At 62.4% G+C, this 20,797-nt stretch carries 16 protein-coding genes; 9 read left to right on the forward strand and 7 right to left on the reverse strand.

Features of this window, described 5'->3' with window-relative positions:
* Positions 1-5: 5 nt before the first annotated feature.
* Positions 6-794: a DeoR/GlpR family DNA-binding transcription regulator gene (locus OKQ63_RS13240; protein WP_264210546.1), complete on the reverse strand. Its 789-nt coding sequence runs from the start codon at positions 792-794 to the stop codon at positions 6-8.
* Between the two features lie 220 nt (positions 795-1,014).
* On the opposite strand from OKQ63_RS13240, the gene OKQ63_RS13245 reads away from it, so the two are divergent.
* From OKQ63_RS13245 to OKQ63_RS13270, 6 genes are all read left to right on the forward strand, one after another.
* Positions 1,015-1,962, forward strand: coding sequence for an ABC transporter substrate-binding protein (locus tag OKQ63_RS13245; RefSeq protein ID WP_264210547.1), 948 nt, complete (start codon positions 1,015-1,017; stop codon positions 1,960-1,962).
* A gap of 106 nt (positions 1,963-2,068) precedes the next feature.
* A complete protein-coding gene (locus OKQ63_RS13250; protein WP_264210548.1) occupies positions 2,069-3,091 on the forward strand; it encodes a quaternary amine ABC transporter ATP-binding protein in 1,023 nt (340 codons plus the stop codon).
* Positions 3,088-5,082, forward strand: coding sequence for an ABC transporter permease (locus OKQ63_RS13255; protein WP_264210549.1), 1,995 nt, complete (start codon positions 3,088-3,090; stop codon positions 5,080-5,082). The genes OKQ63_RS13250 and OKQ63_RS13255 overlap by 4 nt, the downstream gene beginning before the upstream one ends.
* A gap of 2 nt (positions 5,083-5,084) precedes the next feature.
* Positions 5,085-5,984 carry a phosphotransferase gene (locus OKQ63_RS13260; protein ID WP_264210550.1) on the forward strand — a complete coding sequence of 300 codons (900 nt, stop codon included), beginning with the start codon at positions 5,085-5,087 and terminating at the stop codon, positions 5,982-5,984.
* An 8-nt stretch (positions 5,985-5,992) separates the two neighbouring features.
* Positions 5,993-8,440, forward strand: a complete 2,448-nt coding sequence (locus OKQ63_RS13265; protein ID WP_264210551.1) for a GcvT family protein — start codon at positions 5,993-5,995, stop codon at positions 8,438-8,440.
* Between the two features lie 156 nt (positions 8,441-8,596).
* Positions 8,597-9,523 (forward strand): GlxA family transcriptional regulator, encoded by a 927-nt coding sequence (locus OKQ63_RS13270; RefSeq protein WP_264210552.1) that lies wholly within the window; start codon positions 8,597-8,599, stop codon positions 9,521-9,523.
* A 176-nt stretch (positions 9,524-9,699) separates the two neighbouring features.
* Here OKQ63_RS13270 and dmdD read toward each other — a convergent pair whose 3' ends face one another.
* Together dmdD and OKQ63_RS13280 are read right to left on the reverse strand one after the other, a co-directional pair.
* On the reverse strand, positions 9,700-10,506 hold the full coding sequence (gene dmdD / locus OKQ63_RS13275) for a methylthioacryloyl-CoA hydratase (RefSeq protein ID WP_264213922.1): 807 nt from the start codon (positions 10,504-10,506) through the stop codon (positions 9,700-9,702).
* 56 nt (positions 10,507-10,562) lie between these two features.
* Complete coding sequence (locus OKQ63_RS13280) at positions 10,563-12,335, reverse strand: acyl-CoA dehydrogenase family protein (RefSeq protein ID WP_264210553.1); 1,773 nt, start codon at positions 12,333-12,335, stop codon at positions 10,563-10,565.
* A gap of 241 nt (positions 12,336-12,576) precedes the next feature.
* Between OKQ63_RS13280 and OKQ63_RS13285 the strand changes: the two genes are divergently transcribed.
* The gene (locus OKQ63_RS13285) at positions 12,577-13,509 is read left to right on the forward strand and encodes a helix-turn-helix transcriptional regulator (protein ID WP_350356310.1); all 933 of its coding nucleotides are present in this window, start codon (positions 12,577-12,579) and stop codon (positions 13,507-13,509) included.
* 104 nt (positions 13,510-13,613) lie between these two features.
* Here the strand turns inward: OKQ63_RS13285 and OKQ63_RS13290 are convergent, their stop codons facing one another.
* On the reverse strand, positions 13,614-16,133 hold the full coding sequence (locus OKQ63_RS13290; protein ID WP_264210555.1) for a cation:proton antiporter: 2,520 nt from the start codon (positions 16,131-16,133) through the stop codon (positions 13,614-13,616).
* Here OKQ63_RS13290 and OKQ63_RS13295 point away from each other — a divergent pair.
* Together OKQ63_RS13295 and OKQ63_RS13300 are read left to right on the forward strand one after the other, a co-directional pair.
* Positions 16,024-16,248, forward strand: a complete 225-nt coding sequence (locus OKQ63_RS13295) for a hypothetical protein (RefSeq protein WP_264213968.1) — start codon at positions 16,024-16,026, stop codon at positions 16,246-16,248. The genes OKQ63_RS13290 and OKQ63_RS13295 overlap by 110 nt on opposite strands.
* Positions 16,249-16,516: 268 nt before the next feature.
* Positions 16,517-17,623 (forward strand): HPP family protein, encoded by a 1,107-nt coding sequence (locus tag OKQ63_RS13300; protein WP_434086012.1) that lies wholly within the window; start codon positions 16,517-16,519, stop codon positions 17,621-17,623.
* 210 nt (positions 17,624-17,833) lie between these two features.
* On the opposite strand, the gene OKQ63_RS13305 is transcribed toward OKQ63_RS13300, so the two are convergent.
* Genes OKQ63_RS13305 through OKQ63_RS13315 form a run of 3 tightly spaced genes read right to left on the reverse strand, consistent with a single transcriptional unit; the run spans position 17,834 to position 20,792 of the window.
* Complete coding sequence (locus OKQ63_RS13305) at positions 17,834-19,459, reverse strand: chemotaxis protein CheW (protein WP_264210557.1); 1,626 nt, start codon at positions 19,457-19,459, stop codon at positions 17,834-17,836.
* Positions 19,456-19,947 (reverse strand): chemotaxis protein CheD, encoded by a 492-nt coding sequence (locus OKQ63_RS13310; protein ID WP_264210558.1) that lies wholly within the window; start codon positions 19,945-19,947, stop codon positions 19,456-19,458. The genes OKQ63_RS13305 and OKQ63_RS13310 overlap by 4 nt, the downstream gene beginning before the upstream one ends.
* The gene (locus OKQ63_RS13315) at positions 19,938-20,792 is read right to left on the reverse strand and encodes a CheR family methyltransferase (protein WP_264210559.1); all 855 of its coding nucleotides are present in this window, start codon (positions 20,790-20,792) and stop codon (positions 19,938-19,940) included. The genes OKQ63_RS13310 and OKQ63_RS13315 overlap by 10 nt, the downstream gene beginning before the upstream one ends.
* Positions 20,793-20,797: the final 5 nt, after the last annotated feature.

The raw sequence follows: 20,797 nt of genomic DNA on the forward strand, positions 1-20,797 counted from the left end.
AGCAATCAGATGCGGCCGCCGCCGTTGACCACCACGGTTTCGATCTCATGCTTTTCCAGCATGGCTTTGATGCCATCGGGCGGAGTGCAATCTGTGAAGAAGACGTCGATCGCAGACATCTTGTCGAGCGACACCGGAGCGCGCTTGTTGAACTTTCCGCTGTCGGCCACGACAATGCAGACCTGAGCGTTCTCGGCAGCGACACGCGCGATATTGGCCTCTTCCAGATCATGCAGCATGAAGCCCAGCTCGCTGTTCACCGCGCCGACCGAAAACACCGCCAGCTGGACATTGAGCCGCCGCACCAGGTCCAAAGCCTCGGCACCAAAGGCGCCGCCGTCATGAGCCCGCAATTCGCCACCGGCTAGAAAAACCCGGTTATTGTTGCGCATGGCCAGCGTCTGGGCCACAAAAACCGAATTGGTGACCACAAACAGGTTGCTGTGGTTTCTGAGCGCCAGCGCGACATAGGCCGTTGTCGAGCCGATATCCAGAAACACGGAATCGCCGTCGCTGATCGTTTCCGCCACGGCCTGGGCTAGTATGGTTTTAACATCGGCATGAGCGCTGAGGCGGTTTTCAAACGGCGGCTCGATGACCTCTTCATTCAGATGCACACCGCCATGCACCTTGCGCACTATCCTGCGCTCCTCAAGGGTTTTGACGTTGCGCCGGATGGTTTCGTTGGAGACGTTCAGCTGTTCCGCCAGCGCGCTCACACGGCAGGAGCCGCCGGCGCGGTGAAGCTCGCGCAGGATCTCCTCTTCACGCTGATTGGTCGTTTTCTGGTTCATCTTCAAAAGCTGGGCGTTGTTGATGGAGAGCTGCCTAAGCCCTATTCAAAAAAGCCACATAATGCAACATCACACTCTACATTCCGGCAAGCAAACTGACGTATCTGAAGGTATAACGTTGCTTTTTGTGGTTTTTGTTGACGAAAAGCCAAGTCGAATGCACGATACCCCTACGCGACGCCAAGAATCGCACACAACACCACAAAACAGGGAAATCCACATGCGACAGAACCTCAGAATACTGGGAACCGTGGCACTGGCAGCCGCCGTTTCCGCATCACACGCCTGGTCCGCAGAATCCGCCGATCCGATCAAACTGACGCTGCACGACTGGTCCGGCCAGCTGATCAACACCAAGATCATGGGCAGCATCCTTGAGGAGGCGGGGTATAACGTCGAATACGTCCAGGCCGACTACATCGCGCAATTTGCCGGCCTCAAGACCGGCGATCTGCATCTGGCCATGGAGATCTGGGAAACCACCGGGCGCGAGGCGCTGGACGACGCGACCGCCTCTGGCAAGGTGGTCAACGCCGGCGAAACCGGCCTGATGGCGATTGAGGAATGGTGGTACCCCGCCTACATGAAAGACCGCTGCCCCGGCCTGCCCGACTGGCAGGCACTGAAGGACTGCGCCGAGGAGTTCGCCACCGCGGAAACCTCCCCTTACGGGCGGTATGTCGGCGGCCCGGTGACCTGGGGCGGCTTCGACGAGGAGCGCATCGAGGCGTTGGAGCTTGAGTTCGAAGTGGTTCACGCGGGCACCGACGCGGCGCTGTTCGCCGAGCTTGAATCCGCCTACCAGCGCCAGGATCCGATTGTCCTGTGGGTTTACGTACCGCATTGGGCGCCGGCCAAGTACGAAGGTGAATTCGTGGAGTTCCCGCCCTATTCCGCCGAATGCTACGCCGATCCTGCGGCGGGGGTGAACCCGGACATGGCCTATGACTGCGGCAAGCCGCGCGGCCCGATCTGGAAGGCCGCCTGGGCCGGGCTGCCGGAAAAATGGCCGGGCGCCTATGAGATCATTCAATCCTACCGGGTCTCCAACGAAGAGATGAGCGCCATGGTCGGCAAGGCGGACCTGGAAGGCGTGGATATCGATACAGTGGTGTCCGGCTGGATGACTGCAAACAAGGACCGCTGGTCCGGCTGGATCAGCAACTGATCCGGAACAGCCGGGGCTGCTTCCGCTCTCCGGCAGCTCCGGCTTCTTTTCTACCCTGCACCTTTGCCCGGCCGCCCTGTGCGGACCGCCGCCGGAGCCGACTTTGATGACACCCAAGACCAAACTCTCCTGCCGCAATGTCTGGAAGCTTTATGGCGCCAATGCGGAAGCGTTCCTGAACGACAACCCAACACCCAGCGGCGAGGATATCCGCAGCGCCGGCATCATTGGCGCGGTGCGCCATGCCAGCCTCGACATCGCCGAAGGCGAGATCTTCATCATCATGGGGCTGTCGGGCTCCGGCAAATCCACCCTGGTGCGCTGCCTGTCGCGGCTGATCGAGCCGACCGGCGGCGAGGTGCTGTTCGACAATGTCGATCTGCTGACCGCCAGCGAGCGCGAACTGATCGAAATCCGCCGCCACAAGATGGGGATGGTGTTCCAGCATTTTGCCCTGCTGCCGCATCTGACCGTATTGCAGAATGTGATGTTCCCGCTCACCGTCCAAGCCGCGCCCAAGGCCGAAGCCGAAGCCAAGGCCCGGGACGTGGTGGACCTGGTGGGGCTGAAAGGCCGCGAGGATTATTACCCGCGCGAATTGTCCGGCGGCCAGCAGCAGCGCGTCGGCATTGCCCGCTCGCTGGTGACCGAACCGGACATATGGTTCCTGGACGAACCCTTCTCGGCGCTGGATCCGCTGATCCGCCGCGAGATGCAGGATGAATTCCTGCGCCTGCAGGCCCGGCTGCACAAGACCATCGTCTTCATCACCCACGACTTTGAAGAGGCGGTGCGTCTGGCCGACCGCATCGCCATCATGAAAGACGGCGAGATCATTCAGGTCGCCACGCCGGAGGAGCTGGTGCTGAACCCGGCGACGGACTATGTCGCCGAATTCACCCGCCATATCCCGCGTTCCAAGGTGCTGACCGTGGGCGGGATCATGACCCGCACCGCGGGCGGCGAAGGCAGACCGGTGCCGCAATCCGCCCGGGTGTCGGAGGTGGCCGAGCAGATTATCGCTGCGGACGCCCCGCGCCCGGTGTGCGATGAAAACGGCCGGATTGTTGGCAGCATCGGCCGCACAGCGGTTGCCCGCGTGCTGTTCGGCACGGGAGAGGCGGCATGAAAGCGCATCTGACAAGGCAGGCCTCGATTGCCTGGGGGCTGGTGCTGGCCACGATCCTGCTGGGCTGGTTCGGCCGCGACCTGGCCAAGGCGCTGGATGCGCGCTGGCTGGTCAAGGTTCCGTCCTCCTGGGATATCCCGTTCAGCACCTATATCTCTGCCGCCATGACCTGGCTGGTCGAGGAGGCCGCGATCGGCCCGGTCTCCTTCACCGGTGCCACCCGCGCAGTTGCCTGGCTGCTTGAGCAGCCCTATGAACTGGCGCTGAATCTGCTGGCGCATGGCTTCACCCTCGGAACCGGTCCGCAGGCACAGGTTCTGCTGCCTGCCGCCAGCTGGATCGCGGTCACCGCCGCGGTGATCGCGCTGGGGCATTACTGCCGCAGCTGGGGACTGGCCGCACTTGTCGGCGCCTGTTTCGCCTATCTCGCGGTTTTCGGTCAATGGGACAGCGCCATGGTCACGCTGGCCTCGGTACTCATCGCGGTGCCGATCGGCGCGGGCGGAGGGCTGCTGGCGGGCATCTGGGCCTACCGCCATCCCATTGGCGAGCGCATCCTCTCCCCGATCCTGGATCTGATGCAGACCATTCCGATCTTCGCCTATCTGGTGCCGATCCTGTTCATGTTCGGCTTCGGCCCGGTCTCGGCGCTGGTCGCCACCATCATCTATGCCACACCGCCGATGATCCGCATCACCATCATGGCGCTCAAGTCTGTGGACCCGGAAATCCGCGACTTCGGGCGGATGGCAGGCACCACCCGGCGGCAGCTGATGTGGCGGGTGCTGGTGCCCTCGGCCAGCCAGAGCCTGATGGTCGGCGTCAACCAGGTGATCATGCTGACGCTGAACATGGTGATCATCGCCTCGATGATCGGCGCAGGCGGGCTTGGCTTCGATGTGCTGGCCGCACTGCGCCGCCTGGACATCGGCGCGGGCTTCGAGGCGGGCATCGCCATCGTGGTGCTGGCGATTGCGGTGGACCGGCTGAGCCAGGCCTTTGCCGAACGCATGGGCCAGGTGCATCACGCGGCGGCCGGCCCCTGGGCGGCCCGGCACAAGCGCACGGTGCTGGTGCTCTCGCTGCTGGCGGTCACCTGGGTGCTGGGCCGCTTCTCGCCGCTGCTGCTGGACTATCCGGCAAGCCAGACCATCACCACCGGAGCCTTCTGGAATGATGCCGTCAAATACCTGAACGTGAATTACTTCGACGTGTTCGAGGCGGTGAAGGTTTTCTTCCTGCAGTGGTTCCTGCTGCCGGTCAAGAAAACCCTGCTGGGCATTCCCTGGCCCTGGGCCATTGCCATGCTGACGCTGCTTGGCTGGCGGGCGGGCGGTTGGAAACTGGCAGCCCTGTGCGGTGCGATGTCCGCCCTGATTGCCGTCAGCGGCCTGTGGGCCAAGGCGATGGTCACGGTCTACCTCTGCGGCGCCTCGGTGATCCTGGCCACCCTGATCGGGGTTCCGCTCGGCGTGCTGGCGGCACTCAACCGCCGCGCGGGCATCGCCATCAACCTGCTGATCGACACCCTGCAGACGCTGCCCAGCTTCGTCTACCTGATCCCCGTGGTGATGCTGTTCCGGGTTGGCGACTTCACTGCTATGATTGCCATTGTCCTTTATGCGCTGGCGCCGGCCGTCCGCTATGCCGCCCATGGGGTGCGCAGCGTCAGCGGCGAGCTGATCGAGGCCGGGCTGGTGTCGGGCTGCACCAAATGGCAGCTGCTGCGCCTCGTGCGCCTGCCGATGGCGCTGCCGGAGATCCTGCTGGGCATCAACCAGACCATCATGCTGGCGCTGTCGATGCTGGTGATCACCGCGCTGGTCGGCACCCGCGACCTGGGCCAGGAAGTCTATATCGCGCTGACCAAGGCCGACACCGGGCGCGGGCTGGTTGCCGGGCTTGCCATCGCCTTCATCGCCATCATCGCCGACCGGCTGGTCAATGCCGGCGCGCGCGGTGCCCGCATCCGCTTTGGACTGGAGAGCTGACTATGAGCCAATTCGATCTGCAAAAACGCGTCAGCCTGCTTGAGCGCATCCATGCGCTGCCGATCTGGCACGGTGCCATCACGACACAGCCTTTGACCGGGGGCATCACCAACGTGAACTACCTGGTCCAGGACAGCCGCGGCAAATTCGTGGCGCGCGCAGGTGCCGACATCCCGCTGCACCAGGTGATGCGCTTCAACGAACTGGCTGCCAGCCGTGCCGCCCATGCTGCCGGCCTGTCGCCTGCGGTGGTGCATGCCGAAGATGATCTGACCGTGCTGGAGTTCATCGAAAGCCGCACCCTGACCGAAGAAGACGTGCGCGATCCTGCGATGCTGCCGCGGGTGCTTGATCTGGTGAAATCCTGCCACCGCGATGTATCCGGGCATCTGCGTGGCCCGGCGCTGGTGTTCTGGGTGTTCCATGTGATCCGGGACTATGCGGCCACCCTGCAGGACAAAGACAGCCCGCATGCTGCGGCGGCCTCGGAACTGGCGGACACCGGCAACATGCTGGAACAGGCGGCAGGCCCGTTCGACATCGTTTTCGGGCACAACGACCTCTTGTGCGGCAATTTTCTGGACGATGGCCACAGGCTCTGGCTGATCGACTTCGACTATGCCGGCTTCAACTCGCCGCTGTTCGACCTTGGCGGCCTCGCTTCCAACAACGGGCTGTCGCAGGCGCAGGAGCAATGGCTGCTGGAAACCTACTTCGAGGCACCGGTGAGTGATGACCTGCTGCACCGCTACAGCGCCATGAAATGCGCTTCGCTTCTGCGCGAGACCATGTGGAGCATGGTCTCCGAGATCACCTCCGAAATCGACTTCGACTATGCGGCCTACACGGCCGGAAACCTCGCGCGGTTCCGCGCAGCACTTGACGACTTTCAAAACACCTGAGGACTGACATGACTGAACTTCCTTCAACTGCCAAGGCAGTCATCATCGGCGGCGGCATCATCGGCTGCTCCACCGCCTACCACCTGGCCAAGCTGGGCTGGACCGACACCGTTCTACTGGAACGGAAAAAGCTGACCTCGGGCACCACCTTCCACGCCGCCGGGCTGGTCGGGCAGCTGCGCTCGAACGCCAATATCACCCAGCTCTTGGGCTACTCGGTCGATCTTTACAACAAGATCGAAGAGGAAACCGGCCTTGGCACCGGCTGGAAGATGAATGGCGGCCTGCGGCTGGCCTGTAACGAGGAACGCTGGACAGAGGTCAAACGCCAGGCCACCACCGCGCATTCCTTTGGTCTGGAGATGGAGCTGCTGACCCCGAAAGAGGCGCAGGAGCTGTGGCCGTTGATGGATATCTCCGACGTCATCGGCGCCGCCTTCATGCCGACCGACGGCCAGGCCAACCCCTCCGACATCACCCAGGCGCTGGCCAAGGGCGCGCGGATGGCGGGGGCGAAGATATTCGAGGACACCAAGGTCACCGATATCGAGATCGAGGACGGCAGGATCCGTGCCGTGATCACCGATCATGGCCGCATCGAATGCGAAAAGGTGATCTGCTGCGCGGGCCAGTGGACCCGTACCTTTGCCAAGCGTTTCGGGGTCAACGTGCCGCTGGTGCCGATGGAGCACCAGTATATGGTGACGGAACCGTTCGCGGGCGTGCCCTCGAACCTGCCGACCCTGCGCGACCCGGACCGGCTGACCTACTACAAGGAAGAGGTTGGCGGGCTGGTGATGGGCGGCTATGAGCCGAACCCGATCCCCTGGGCCACGGACGGCATTCCGCAGGGCTTCCACTACACGCTGCTGGACAGCAACTTCGACCATTTCGAGCAGCTGATGGAGCAGGCGCTTGGCCGGGTCCCGGCGCTGGAACACGCCGGCATCAAGACGCTGACCAACGGGCCGGAAAGCTTCACCCCCGACGGCAACTTCATCATCGGCGAGGCGCCGGAGCTCAGCAATTTCTATGTTGGCGCGGGCTTCAACGCCTTTGGCATCGCAGCCGGCGGCGGCGCCGGCATGGCGCTGGCGGAATGGGTGAAAAACGGCGAGCCGCCGTTTGACCTCTGGTCCGCCGACATCCGCCGCTTCGGGCGGCCGCATTTCGACACTGACTGGGTCCGCACCCGCACGGTCGAGGCATACGGCAAGCATTACACCATGGCCTGGCCGCATGAGGAGCACGACTCCGGCCGTCCCTGCCGCAAGTCGCCGCTTTATGACACGCTGAAAAGCCAGGGCGCCTGTTTTGGCGAGAAACTCGGCTGGGAACGCCCGAACTGGTTTGCCGATGCCGCCAGGGGCGAAACCCCCAAGGACGTCTACAGCTTCGGCCGCCAGAACTGGTTCGAGGCGGTGGGCCGCGAGCACAAGGCCGCACGCGAGGCGGCGGTTCTGTATGACCAGACGTCTTTCGCCAAATTCGCGCTGAAGGGCCCGGATGCGCTGGCCGCGATGAACTGGATCTGCGCCAATGACGTGAACAAGCCGGTCGGCTCGCTGATCTACACCCAGATGCTGAACGACAAGGGCGGCATCGAATGCGATCTGACCGTGGGCCGCGTCGCGCATGACGAGTTCTACATTGTCACCGGCACCGGCTATGCCACCCATGACTTCGACTGGATCCGCCGCAACATTCCCGACGGCCTGAACTGCCAGCTGTTCGACATCACCTCCTCCAACGCGGTGCTGTCGCTGATGGGGCCGAAGGCCCGGGACATTCTGTCCGCCGTCACCCGCGACGATGTCTCCAACGACGGTTTCAAATTCGGCACCATCCGCACCATCGGCATCGCAGGCTGCCCGGTCCAGGCGCTGCGCGTAACCTATGTGGGCGAGCTGGGCTGGGAACTGCACCTGCCGGTGGAATACGCCCAGACCGTCTATGCCGCGCTGATGGAGGCGGGCAAACCGCACGGGCTGGTCAATGCCGGCTACCGCTCGATCGAATCCCTGCGCCTGGAAAAAGGCTACCGTGCCTGGGGTTCTGACATCGGCCCCGACCACAGCCCGTTCGAGGCCGGACTTGGCTGGGCAGTGAAGCTCAGGAAGGATATCCCCTTCAAGGGCCGCGCCGCCGCCGAAGCGCAGAAGTCGGGAGGCGTCAAGAAGATGCTTGCCTGCTTCACCACCGATCCCGGCACGGTGCTCATGGGCCGCGAGACCATCTACCGCAACGGCCAACGTGTCGGCTGGCTGACCTCGGGCGGCTATGGCCATACCGTCGGCCAATCCATCGGGTACGGTTACATCCGCAATCCCGAAGGCGTCGATGCCGAATACGTGCTGGGCGGGGACTACGAGCTGGAGGTGGCCACCGAACGGGTGCCCTGCAAGGTGCAGCTCACCGCTCTCTATGATCCGTCGATGAGCCGGGTAAAGGCCTGACAGGGCGCTCCTTCATCATCAGGGGATATGATTATGCAGCACTTGAAGCAGAGCAGTTTCCGCGATCATGCACCTGTCCGGAACACTGCTCAGGCTCCCGCAGGCAAGCCGGCTCACACCGCAAGCGCCGGGCTGTACGTGCTTTCCGGGTTTCCGATGGAGGAGTATTCCCTGTTTGCCGCGGCCCTGCACGACGCAGGCGAAACCTGCGGCCGCAGCCTGAAAGTTGACGTTCTGTCCAGCAATGGCGGTTTTGTTCAGGGCAGCTGCAGTGCAGTGGTTCAGACCAGGCCGCTAACAGATGCGCTGCGGGAGCTCGACTATCTGGTGATCTTCGGCGGCCACAAGTGCAGCATTGGCAGCAACCAGCATTTCCGGGCCGCACTGCAAATACTCCGGCGAAGGGGCTGCCAGATTGCCGCCGTGGGCGGGGCCGCCATGACGCTGGCAAAAGCAGGCGTCTTTGAAAGCGGCAGCTGTGCGGTCCATTGGCAAAACCGGGAATTGTTCAGCGGAATGATGAGCGCCCTGACACCAACGGATCAGGTCTGCGCGGTCAATGACGGGGACTGGTCGTCCTGCGGCAAAACCGGCGCGCTGGATCTGGCCCTGCACGTCGTCGCCGAAGTCTATGGCAAACCGGCGGCGACCCGTCTGGCGCAGGCTTTCATCCACACCCGCCTGAGCGACGCCCGCAGCACCCAGAACGGCGAGGTGATGCACGCAGCCCTGTCCGGCTCTGGCCTGGTCAATAAGGCTATTGCCCTGTTCCGGGACCATCTGGAAAACCCGCTTTCGATGACCGATGCTGCCCGCATTTTGGGTTCGTCTCCGCGGCGCATCGAACGGCACTTCAAACAGCACTGCGGCACCACGCCCTGCAGCTATTACCGGCAGATGCGGCTCGACCATGCCCGGAAGCTGCTGCTGAGAACCAATATGACGTTGATTGAAGTGGCGATCGCGGCCGGGTTCTCCACCAGCGCCAGCTTCGCCTCCGCCTTTCAGCAAGTCTACGGCACAACGCCGAACGCCCTGCGCAGGTCTCTTGGTGGCGCAGAGGCGGCCTTTGCCTCCTCATGAGATCCCGAACGGCACAGGTCTCTCCGCATCAGAACAACGCCAGACTGCTCGGCCGTCAACAGCCCTGGCCCTGCCTTGCCCCGGGCACCAGGCGGCGCCTTGTCAGCGCGGTGCCGCTGTAACGTTGGGCGCCGGATTGCGCAAATGCTGGCAACCCGGCGCCGTGCATGGCCGGCTTAGCTATTGGGGCGCACGCGCGCTGCAGTCTTGTTGGCAAAGGCCTCCAGCCGTTCTCGCGCTGCGGGCTGGGTGTTCACGACGCCGGCCACCACCGCCTCGGCATAGGCTGCATCCATTCCCGACATGTTGTTCAGATGGCTGATCGCCGAACAGATCGCATAGTTCGTCAATGGCAGATTTTGGGCAACCTTGTCAGCCAGTTCAACTGCTTTGTCAAAACTGGAACCCTCGGTGATGTATTGAGCGAGGCCCAGATCAACGGCTTCCTGGCCCTGGTACACCCGGCCCGTCAGGATCATGTCAATCATCCGGTACTTGCCGATCATTTCCGAGACCCGGATGGTGGCCCCGCCGCCGGTGAAAATACCGCGCTGGCCTTCGGGAAGCGCAAAATAGGTGCTTTGATCCATCACCCGGACATGGGCGGCACTGGCCAGTTCCAGCCCGCCGCCGACGACCGCCCCCTGGAGCGCCGCGATAATCGGAACCCCGCCGTATTCCATCTTGTTGAAGGCTTCATGCCAGCGCAGGCACACATGCATAAAGTCGTCGGGACTGCGGTCCTCTTTCCAGTGTTCCACAAGATCGAGGCCGGCGCAGAAATGGTCGCCTTTGCCTGCCAGCACCACCGCCCTTACGCCGTTCCGGCGGGCATTGCTGAAGAAGCTGATAAGCTCCTCGATCGTGGCGGCATCAAGCGCATTTCGCTTATCCGGGCGATTGAGCGAAACAATGCAAACGCCGCTGTCCCGCTGTTCAATGGCGAGGTTTTCGTAGCTATGCGAACTTTCTGCTTTGGACATTTTCCCGACCTTTTCCTTGCTGTCCGGCACAACACCGCGCCGCGATCATTTGTTGCTCAGATTTGGAGCCCGGCATCGAACAAGCTTTCGCTGCCCTCGATGATCCGGGTGCTTTCCGTTCCGCACTCCACAAGAATGTGTTGTGCATAAAATACCGCTGTCGCGATCTTCTGCCGCATGAATGCCGTATCCTCTCCCCGTTCCAGCTTGGCCTCTGCTGCCAGAACGGACCTGCCCAGTTGCCAGCCCGCGGCGAGATTGCCTGCCAGCATCAGAAAGGGAACACTGCCGGCATATGCAGCATTGGGGTCCTGCGGTGCGGTCTCCAGAAGCCAGGCGAGGCTGGCGTCAAACGCGCGGCGGGCCTCACCCAGCCTATTCGCAAAGAGCTGCGCCTTGGCACTGCCGCTCTGCAAGGCGCGTTCGGTCTCCAGAACCATTCCGGAGAACCGGCGGGCGGTTCCGCCTCCATTCCGCAGCACCTGCCGGCCCAAAAGACCATTGGCCTGGATCGCAGTTGTGCCTTCGTAGATCGGCAGGATCCTGGCATCCCGGTAGAACTGCGCAACACCGGTTTCTTCAATGAACCCCATGCCGCCATGAACCTGCAGGCCCAAAGAGGTGACCTCCAAGGACCGTTCCGTGCAGCTCCCCTTGACCAGCGGAACCAGAAATTCCGCCATGTCAGACGCTTCACGCTTGGCTTCGGCATCCGCGCGGTGCGCCAGATCGAGCCATCCCGCAGTGGCCATCGCCAATGCCCGCCCGCCTTCGACCAATGCCCGCATCCGCAGCAGCATCCGCCGGACGTCCGGGTGCTGCACAATCGGCACGGCCTGCCGGGAGCTGCCGTCAACCGGACGTCCCTGCTGGCGTTCCTGCGCATACCGCAAAGCGTGCTGATAGGCGCGGTCGGAGACCGCAACCCCTTGCACCCCGACCGCAAACCGGGCGGCCCTCATCATTATGAACATGTACTCAAGGCCGCGGTTCTCTTCGCCGACCAGAAAGCCGGTTGCTGCGTCGAACTCCAGAACTGCCGTCGGGCTTGCCCTGACACCCAGCTTGTGTTCGATGCTGACACATCTGACGGCATTGCGGCAGCCAAGCGATCCGTCGTTTTCAACCAGGAACTTGGGGACGATGAACAGGCTCAGTCCCTTGGGGCCAGCCGGCGCACCCGGAACGCGCGCCAGTACCAGATGAATGATGTTTCCGGTCAAACCGTGGTCACCATACGTTATGAAGATCTTGGTCCCCGTGACCGAGTAGGAGCCGTCCGGTCCGGGGGCCGCCTTGCACCGCACCCGCCCCAAATCGCTGCCGGCCTGGGGCTCTGTCAGGTTCATGGTTCCAGACCATTGACCGGAGATCATCGGTTCCAGGTAGCGCCGCTTCTGCTCTTCCGAACCGGAAAGCAGCAGCGCCTCAACCGCACCGTCGGTCAATAGAGGGCACAATCCGAAACTCATATCCGACGCGTTCAAAATCTCCGCCGCGGCGGCGCCGACAGCACGCGGCAAGCCCATGCCGCCATATTCTTCCGGATGCGCCAGGCTTTGCCAGCCCATTGCCGCGAATTGCGCATAGGCTTCCTTGTAAGCTTCAGGCATCACGACCTGCGCGCCGTCAAAGCGGGTGCCGGTTTCCCCGCCTGCTGCTGAAAGCGGCGCAACGACATCTGAACAAAACCGGCCGAACCCTTCCAGCACGGCCTGGGCCTCCGTTGCATCAATCCCGGAACAGGCGCCTGCGGACGCAGCTTCCGGCCAGGCGGACAACTGTTCTATGTTGAACATGATATCGCGAAGGGGGGCCTGATAGGTCATTTCCGCTGCTCCGGGCAATTATTCCTTTATGCCAACTACGTGTTGCGCAGAAGCAGTTCCACGTTCATAGAGGACAATATCCTTTCCAAAAGTGACAAACTGAACAGGCGTTCAAACGATGGCGTTTTCGGATCCCTCAAGCCTTGCGACGGTTTCGGCTCAATTCGCCGGCGATTGGGTAATGGCCTTGCGGAGCTGCTGCACAGGGGATCAGCTGTCGTCCTTCCTGCAGCGCGCCAGGATGAATACCGAACAGGGGCATCTGGCCCACCGGGTCACATTGGATCAGATTGTCCGCCTGTACCAAATTGCCGCCGTCGAAACCGGGGATGAAATGATGGGGCTTTGGAGCCGGCCGATCCGGACCAGAGCCCTTCAGCACCTGCTGACGACCGTCCGCGAGGCCACGTCCCTTCCCTCTGCGCTGCACCGGTTTTCCACCTTCTGGAACCTGCTGCTTGACGATTACAGGTTTGAACTCGGGACCGGTGGCGGCTGCACCGTTCTGCATCTTGTGCCCTGCGGACAGCAGCCGTTCCAGCGGTTCGGCCATATGCTCATCCTGAAGCTGGCGCATGGGCTGCTGTCCTGGCTTGCGGGATATGAAGTGCCGGTCCGGACTGTTCAATTTGCCTTTGCGCGGCCCGGGTTTGCAGAAGATTACTCCGTAATTTTCCCGGCCCAGGTCAGCTTCAACGCTGCCAATTCCGCAATCGCCTTTGAAACTGCTGAATCCGGGCTGCCGGGAACCCGCAGCACCGCCGAGCTGAAGGACTTTCTGAACCGCGCACCCCGCGATTGGATATTCACCAGCTTCCGGGAACACACCCAGTCTTTGAAAATCCGCGAGTTCCTGTACCGGACCAGCTGGGAAGAATGCCGCCTGGTTGATGCGGCTCAGGCCCTGCAGGTTACGCCGCGCACACTCATGAGGCGGCTGGATGCGGAAGAAACGACGTTTCAGACGATCAAAGACAGCTTGCGCCGGGATCTTGCCATTCGCGACTTGCAAGCCGGCCGAAAGAGCATCGAAGAAATTTCCCAGGACGTCGGGTTTTCTTCCGCCGCGAATTTCCACCGGGCCTTCCGGCGGTGGACCGGAGCAACACCCAGTTCCTACAGGAAGCCGGCTTACGAGGCTGTCTTGACCAAGGGAATGAACAGCCCCCGCTGACCGCGCCGAATGCGGACGCTCCTTTGGTCAGGGGTGATTTCGCCGTGCTGCGTTGACCGGTTGCGCTCATATGTCCGGCCTGGCCGCTGTTGCGGCGGCGGCGGTCACTCCGTCGCGTCCTGCACAGCGGCCCTTGGCAAGCGCGGCAAACTGGCCTTTTGCTCCCTCAGGCTCGCCTGCACCGCCGCGCGCAGGGCCTCGCTGCGGTCCAGCAGCTTGCGGAATTCCGCTTCGCGCAGTTCCAGCAGCACGGATGGAGCGATGGCCTGGGCCTGCGCAGGGCGCACACCCGGGGTCAAAAGCGCGGCATGGCCAAACATGTCCCCCCGGCCCAGCCGGCTGACCCGGCCTGCACGCTTCAGTTCCAGCGCACCGGAGGCAATAAAATAGACGCTCTTGCCGCCTGCGCCGCCGGCCGGCAATGGGCTGCCTGCCTTGACATAGATGGTCTTCAGGCTGCGCTCGAGGCGTTTGCGGCTGCGGCGGTCAAGTGCCTCGTAGAAGGGAAGCCTTCGGATCAGTTCCGTGCGCTGGACCGCCACATCAAGCCCCGGACGGCTGTCCAGTTTTGCCCTGCGGGCCAGCAGATCCTGCAGCAAGGCCGTCAGCACTTCGGTGCCGATCAGCCCGTCTTCGTGCAGTGTCCGGTATTCACGCTCCTCGAAACGCAGCGCCGCGCGCCGGATGAACAGCCGTTCCAGTTCTTCGGCGTAGCCGGGATACTGCAGCCGCAGTCCTTCCAGAGCCGCTTGCAGCGCTTCAGCGCGCCGGGCAACCATTTCCTGCAGCAGCTGGGCCACGCGTTTGCCGTGAATGCGGCGGATCCGCCTGCCGATAAACGCATCGAGATCCTCAAGAATGACCCGTTGCGCCAGCATGTACTCGAACCGGTCCGCTGTCAGTTTTCCCAGCAGCACCGGCACCCGCAGGCGGTTGTGCAGCGACAACGCCAGGCGGAAACCGAGCCCATAGGCCAGCATGTCCCGCGTGCGTCTGCGGTATCCGGAGCGGCCCTGGGTCCGGACGGCTTCGATCAGCCGGTCGGCACTGGAGATCAGCTGCTCCGACACGCGGGTGGAAATCAGGCGCTCCCGCAGCTGGCTGAGCGCCGCTTCGCGCTCAGCCGCGGCCAGCGAGATCAGCCCCAGCTTGACACGGTCCTTGTCGAGAATGCCGGTGGTTTCCTCCGCGGCCCGGACCGCCTCGTCCAGCCAGACGCCGAATTGTTTGGCCTCGGCGCGCACCGTTTCACGACTGAGCCGGTAGCTTTGGGTGACACCGGCGACCTCTTCGCGCACGGTCTGCAGAGCAACCGCAACTGCCTGCTGCGACAGCGCCGCATCAAAGGCGGACAGACGGTCCAGCCCGAGCTTGCCGATCACCCAGCGCAGCGTCGTGCCCTGAACAAGCAGGGTGAACAGGGTGAACCCGGTGGCGAGGATTCCGACGAGGCGTTTGGTTTCATGCGGGATCAGCGCATTTTCGGTCACTGCCAGCGCCAGCGCCAGCGTGAGCGCCCCGCGCAGCCCGCCCCAGAGGATGGCAGTGCGGTAATTACGGTCGATGGCCGGCGACAGGCGCAACCCGGTCAGCAACGGCATCAGCACAAACAGGATCAGCGCACGCGCCGCGACGGCGGCGGCGATCACCACCAGGATCAGGCCGGCGTCCGTCAGCCGTATTTCCTGCAGCAGCCGCGGGATGAACAGTGCCGCAAGCACAAAGATCATGGCCCCCGCCCAATGCGCCAGCAGATCCCACGCCTCGCGCAGCTTGGTCCAGGTCTGCGGCGTCAGCCGTCCCGGTGCGGTCAGATGCAGCGACAGCCCAGCCGCGACCACCGCAATAACCCCGGATGCGCCCAGGACCTGCTCGGCGATGACATAGGCCAGGTAGGGCAAGGCGACCGAAATGGAAACCTGGGCCAGAATGAAATCCGCAAACAGGCTCATGACCCAGACCGCCACGCGGGTTGCCAGCCAGCCGGTCAGCGCGCCGCCCAGGATCAGCATCGGAAAGCCGGCCAGCGCTTCGCTCATCGAGGGATTGGGGATGCCGACCATCACGAAGCCGAGAAACAGACCGAACAGCGCAATTGCCGCCGCATCGTTCAGCAGGCTTTCCCCTTCGATGATCCGCGTCAGGCGCTGAGGCGCCGCAATCGACCGGAAGATGCTGACCACCGCCGAAGGGTCAGTTGTGGAGACGATGGAACCGACCAGCAGACAGGCAGTCAGCGGCAGGCTGCTCGCCCAGTGCAGCGCAAACCCTACAAGCCCGGTCGCGGCCACAACGGCGATCACCGCCAGCACGATGATCGGCACGCCGTCCCCGACCATCTGGCGCAGGTCCATCCCGATCGTGGCCTGAAACAGCAGCGTCGGCAGGAACACGTAGATGAAGATCTCGGCCCGGATCGGCAGCCCGAGGATGGCCTCCGCCACAGGGTTGAGCGCATCCGTCAGGTCGGTGCGCAGGAAAAAACTGGCACCGAGGCCCAGCACAATACCGATCATGGCGATGATTGCGCTGTATGGCAGCCGCAGCCGTGCAGCCAACGGCTCCGCCATGCCGATCAGGAAGAACAGCACGGCAATAAAAGAGATGACGACCCAGGTTTCCATAGTCTGCGGATACCGCTTTTTGGAAGGTGAAGGAATGCAGTACCGTCAGCTTCCCGCCGGGTTTTCGCCCGTTGAAGCGATTCGCAGGCCTGCAGGTTCGTTGCGCCTGTTCTGAGCGTGGCCTGCGCTGCAATGCGTCCGGCTCCCCGATTTGCCAAATAGGGACAAAGACCGGCTTCCTCAGCGCCCTGCCCGCCTGGAATTCCGGCCCGCCGCAGCCGCCCGGAACAATTACCAGCATGTTGCCGCGCCAGAAGAAAACCTTCTCGCGGCTTTGTTCACCGGACAGCTCCCCCGCCGGGCAAGATGTTTTCAATCTGCCTGATTTATGTGCTATCTGCGCGCAATGGATTCATTTTCGGGCAGTTGCTGCGATGCGATCAATGTCTAACTTCTTTCGCCACCTGTCGCCCGCACTCCCGCGGGCTCAGTTTGGAGAAACGATTCGCGCGTCGGGCGGCGCCGCGGCCGGACTTGGGCTCTGCACGCTGCTTGTATTTGCCTGGCCCCTGATCGCGGACATTCCGATGGGGCTTCTCGCCCCCCTGGGGGCCTCGGCGGTGCTGGTGTTCGCGGTTCCGAACTCTCCGCTGGCGCAGCCTTGGTCAGCAGTTGGCGGCAATGTGATTTCCGCTGTGGCCGCCGTTGCGGTCTTGCAAACCGTGCCGTCACCCTGGGGACCGGCCTTGGCTGTCGCTGCAGCCATTTTTGCCATGATGCTTGCGCGGGCGCTGCATCCGCCGGGCGGCGCAATTGCCCTGCTGGCGGCACTGGACCCGGAACCGGTTCTCAAGGCGGGTTATGTCTTTGCGCTGGCGCCGGTCGGCGTCCTGACCGCCGCCCTGGTCCTGGCCGCCGTTCTGTACAACTGGATCACCGGCCGTACATACCCGTTCCGCCAGCCCGGGCAGCCAGCTGTGCAATCGCAGGAAATCCGCCTCGGCCTCAGCAATGAAGAGCTGGAAGATCTGCTGCAGCGCTTCCATCAAACCTCCAACATTGGTGTCGCCGATCTGGGACGCCTGCTGGCAGCCGCCGAGGAGGAAGCTGCCCAGCACAGGTTTGAAAGCGTAACCTGCGGCAGCATCATGACACAGGATCTGCTCACCGTGGCGCCTGACGTGCCGATTGACCGGATCGCGCAGATGTTCCGCAGCCAGTCCATAAAGAGCCTTCCGGTCGTGGACGCCAAGGGGGCCTTCGCGGGGATCATACTGCAAAGCGACCTGATCAATGCGCTGATACGGGACGGCAGCAGCGGAAGGTTCCGCCCCGCACGCCGGGCCGCCTTGACAGCCAAGGACGTGATGCAGCCCCCCTCCGGCGCTGTTCCGCAGGACCTGCCTGTCGGAACCCTCCTGAACCGGCTGGCCGCCCAAGGGGTGCAATCGGTGCCGGTCACCAGCGAGGGCCGCCTTGTGGGCATTCTCACTCGGACCGATATCATCGGCCTTCTCCTGCAAGGCGCGCAAAACCGTCTTGCTGCTTGAAACCGGAGCCGGATCACCGCCGGCAAGGGTTTTGCCTGGTTGCTGTGCGACATTGCGGTCCGGGTGTCCTAGACGCTTCACACTGCCATTCCGATTGCCAGGCCCGCCTTGCGGCTGAAGAATGCCCGCCCCGCGACGGGGGTAAATCGGGCCGTCAGCCGGCGGTTTTTGCAGGCTTCCGATTTGAAGCAGTCCGCCCCCACGTGCCGGTCAATCTCCTTGGGCTGGCAGATCTGCAGCTCTGAGGCAACGCTCAACCAATGCCCGCGCATCCAGTACCAAAATGGAATTCTGCTGGCCGTCAAGCGAAGCATGCTGCAGGCAGCCGACAACATCCTCCGTGATGTTTCTGGCCGTATTCTGCTGATCCATGGGTTTGAGTTCAGCAACACGGTTCTCTGTCGTCATGATGATTTCATCTACTGAATCCACCAGTATTCCGAATTTCTGGTCATCATGTTTGAAGATCAGCACCTTTTGATCCCCCGCCTTGGCAGGCGGCAAGCCATAAAGGAGCCGCGGGTTGAGAAGCGTGATCAGTTCCCCCCTGAGATTGATGATCCCTTCGACGAAACTCAGCGAGAATGGCGGCTCCAGCAGCTCCTGTGGCCGGTTGATCACCTCGCTGACATGGGCGGTGTCGAGCGCAAACCGTTTTTCAAAGGTGAACTGGATGAACGTCCGCCGGGAAGTGCCGGTGGCCTTACTCTCAGCCTTGCTCTCATCCGTCTCCGGCGGAAAGATTTCCTGGCAGGACTTCGCCGCCTCTACAAAGCCAGGCTCCTGCATCAGTTTTGCCGGGTCCAGCATCATGACGATCCGGTTGTCTTTGTCGATCAGGCAGCCGTCCACAAGATCGCTGCGCGGCAAGGCCAGTTTGGCAAAGGGCAGGATCTCATCCTCGTAATAGGACAGAATACTGTCGATGGAGAAAACCATGAGACCAATCGGGCCTTCCGCGGTCTCGATCACCAGCATCCGGCGCTCCCTGGGAATGGTCGTGCCAAGTTTGAACACCGCCTCATCCCCCAGGAAGCTCCGGAAATCGAAAACGGGCAGAATGACCCCGCGCAGGTTTGCGGTGCCAAGGATGCAGCCATGCGCAAACAGCGACTGGTCCACCTTCGGCACTTCCCGGACTTCCTTGACATAGCGAAGGTCGATCGCGCAGGACGTGTGTCCGGTCTGGAAGGAAATGCACGTCCGTCTTTTGCCCCTGCTGGATTTGGCGGCTTCCTGTTCCGTCCTGCCGTCCGCGCGGGGCAGTTTTTCCAGATTCAGAAGCTCGTGGGGGTCAAGGATCTGTACCAGCCTTTCCCCGTCGGCGAACTTAAGGACGCCTTCGATGACAATATCCTTGACGCCCCTGTTATTGGGCTTGAATTCCACTCTCGCGGCACTTTTTTCGTTCAGCACTTCGCCTGTCCCGTCAAACAGCAGGCCAATGCTGTGCGCGCTATGTTCAATGATGGCAACCTTTCCTGACTGCTGTCCCTTTGCGGCCGGAAACTCCAGCAGGCTGCGCAGGTCCACAATGGGAATGATCTTTCCCCGGAGGTTGAACAGCCCCAGCATATAAGAGGGCGAAAGAGGCACCGGCGAGATATCTTCCGGCTCGTTCACCACTTCCTGGACCGATGTGACCGGAATTGCGAACTCGCTTCCGCCGATCAGGAAGGAGCCATAGATGCCGCTTTTCCTTTGCGGTTTTCCGACGCCGGGTCTGCCCGTCTCTGCGGGCGCGGCTGTGCCGGAAACAGGTCCGGGACAGACAGGATCCTGTCCGGCGGCGGACTGCGGCGGCAGGAGCAGCGGTTCATTCGGGATACGGTTCATGAGTACACTCCCAATCGCGGGATTGATGCGACCGTGAATTCGCCGCTTGTGCAGTCGATGGTCACCTGTCTGCCCTGCAACCCGCCCACGTCCTCGTAAATGTTGCGCAGGCCGGCGTCGCGCAAGGCCTTGTAGGCAAACGCCGCATTGATGCTGCCGACCAGACGCGCAGGATCGGTGTCCGGCGGCATGGTCATATTGGCGCCGCCTACGATGATCGCCTGAAGCTTGCGGATGTCGTTCCGGGAAATCTTCATCAGCGACTGCAGCGATCTGATCGCCTGATCCACATGCCTGCCGCCGATTTCATCACTTGCCTTCTGGGATTTGGACAAAAGGCAATGCGCCAGACCGTAGATGCCCCTGGCCGGGTAAAGCAGGCCCAGCCCGATGCAGGAGCCGAGGATCGCATTCAGAGATTGCCCTGCTTGCCCGGTTTTGACCTGGCCGATCTGAACATGGATTTTTTCGATTTCATTCACGCACATGGCCCGCCCGCTCTCGTCACTGGCCGGTAGATGATCGGCGCCACCTGCTCGAAACCGGTGCTGAGGTTGTTCAATGTTTCACTTTCCCCGATGAACAGGACACCGTCAGGCCGGATCAGGTCCCGCACGTGCCTGAGGATCGTCTCCTGGTCTTCATCGGTAAAATAGATCAGCACGTTGCGCAAAAAGACCACGTCAAACGGGCTGGTGCCTCCGAGCCTTTCCAGCAAGTTGTGAAGCTTGAACTTGAGGCGCGCGCGCACCGGCGGGACGGCCTTGTATCCATCCGCATCGCTGCCGGCCATGTGGCTGGCAAACAGTTCTGGCCGCTCTTTGCGGAAGCGGGCAATGGAGCGGCCATTGTAGACCCCTTTCTGCGCCACTTCCAGAACGCGGGAGGAGACATCCGTGCCAAGCACGGAGTAGTCGAAACCGGGCTTGGTCAGGCGCTGCTGCTCCAGAATGGCACCAATGGTGTGCGCCTCTTCACCGGTTGAGGCCGCCGCGGACCAGACCCGCATGCGGCGGTTCTCCCCTATTGCATGGAATTCCGGCAGAAACACCTCCTGGAAATAATTCCAGACCCGCGGCGTGCGGTAAAAATAAGTCTCGTTGGTGGTAACCCTGTCGGTCAGTTCTTGCATCTCACCCGGGTCCTTGGATAGCCGGGTGATGTAGGCAGCGAAGCTCGGCTCGTCCACCTCGCGCAGGCGCCTGCGCAGGCGGCTGACCAGCATGGTTTTCCGGGTTTCGCCGATAGTTATCCCGGTATTCCTGTGAACAATGGCGCGAAGCTTGGAAAAGTCGTCATCGCTCATGGTGATGTCGGTGCTATGGTTCCTCACGGCAG

Source organism: Leisingera thetidis (assembly GCF_025857195.1).
GTDB lineage: Bacteria > Pseudomonadota > Alphaproteobacteria > Rhodobacterales > Rhodobacteraceae > Leisingera > Leisingera thetidis.

Coding starts and splice junctions, on each gene's coding strand:
- OKQ63_RS13240 (WP_264210546.1), bottom strand. CDS start 794: ATGAACCAGAAAACGACCAATCAGCGTGAAGAGGAGATCCTGCGCGAG.
- OKQ63_RS13245 (WP_264210547.1), top strand. CDS start 1,015: ATGCGACAGAACCTCAGAATACTGGGAACCGTGGCACTGGCAGCCGCC.
- OKQ63_RS13250 (WP_264210548.1), top strand. CDS start 2,069: ATGACACCCAAGACCAAACTCTCCTGCCGCAATGTCTGGAAGCTTTAT.
- OKQ63_RS13255 (WP_264210549.1), top strand. CDS start 3,088: ATGAAAGCGCATCTGACAAGGCAGGCCTCGATTGCCTGGGGGCTGGTG.
- OKQ63_RS13260 (WP_264210550.1), top strand. CDS start 5,085: ATGAGCCAATTCGATCTGCAAAAACGCGTCAGCCTGCTTGAGCGCATC.
- OKQ63_RS13265 (WP_264210551.1), top strand. CDS start 5,993: ATGACTGAACTTCCTTCAACTGCCAAGGCAGTCATCATCGGCGGCGGC.
- OKQ63_RS13270 (WP_264210552.1), top strand. CDS start 8,597: ATGGAGGAGTATTCCCTGTTTGCCGCGGCCCTGCACGACGCAGGCGAA.
- dmdD (WP_264213922.1), bottom strand. CDS start 10,506: ATGTCCAAAGCAGAAAGTTCGCATAGCTACGAAAACCTCGCCATTGAA.
- OKQ63_RS13280 (WP_264210553.1), bottom strand. CDS start 12,335: ATGACCTATCAGGCCCCCCTTCGCGATATCATGTTCAACATAGAACAG.
- OKQ63_RS13285 (WP_350356310.1), top strand. CDS start 12,577: ATGAATACCGAACAGGGGCATCTGGCCCACCGGGTCACATTGGATCAG.
- OKQ63_RS13295 (WP_264213968.1), top strand. CDS start 16,024: ATGGCGATGATTGCGCTGTATGGCAGCCGCAGCCGTGCAGCCAACGGC.
- OKQ63_RS13290 (WP_264210555.1), bottom strand. CDS start 16,133: ATGGAAACCTGGGTCGTCATCTCTTTTATTGCCGTGCTGTTCTTCCTG.
- OKQ63_RS13300 (WP_434086012.1), top strand. CDS start 16,517: ATGTCTAACTTCTTTCGCCACCTGTCGCCCGCACTCCCGCGGGCTCAG.
- OKQ63_RS13305 (WP_264210557.1), bottom strand. CDS start 19,459: ATGAACCGTATCCCGAATGAACCGCTGCTCCTGCCGCCGCAGTCCGCC.
- OKQ63_RS13310 (WP_264210558.1), bottom strand. CDS start 19,947: ATGTGCGTGAATGAAATCGAAAAAATCCATGTTCAGATCGGCCAGGTC.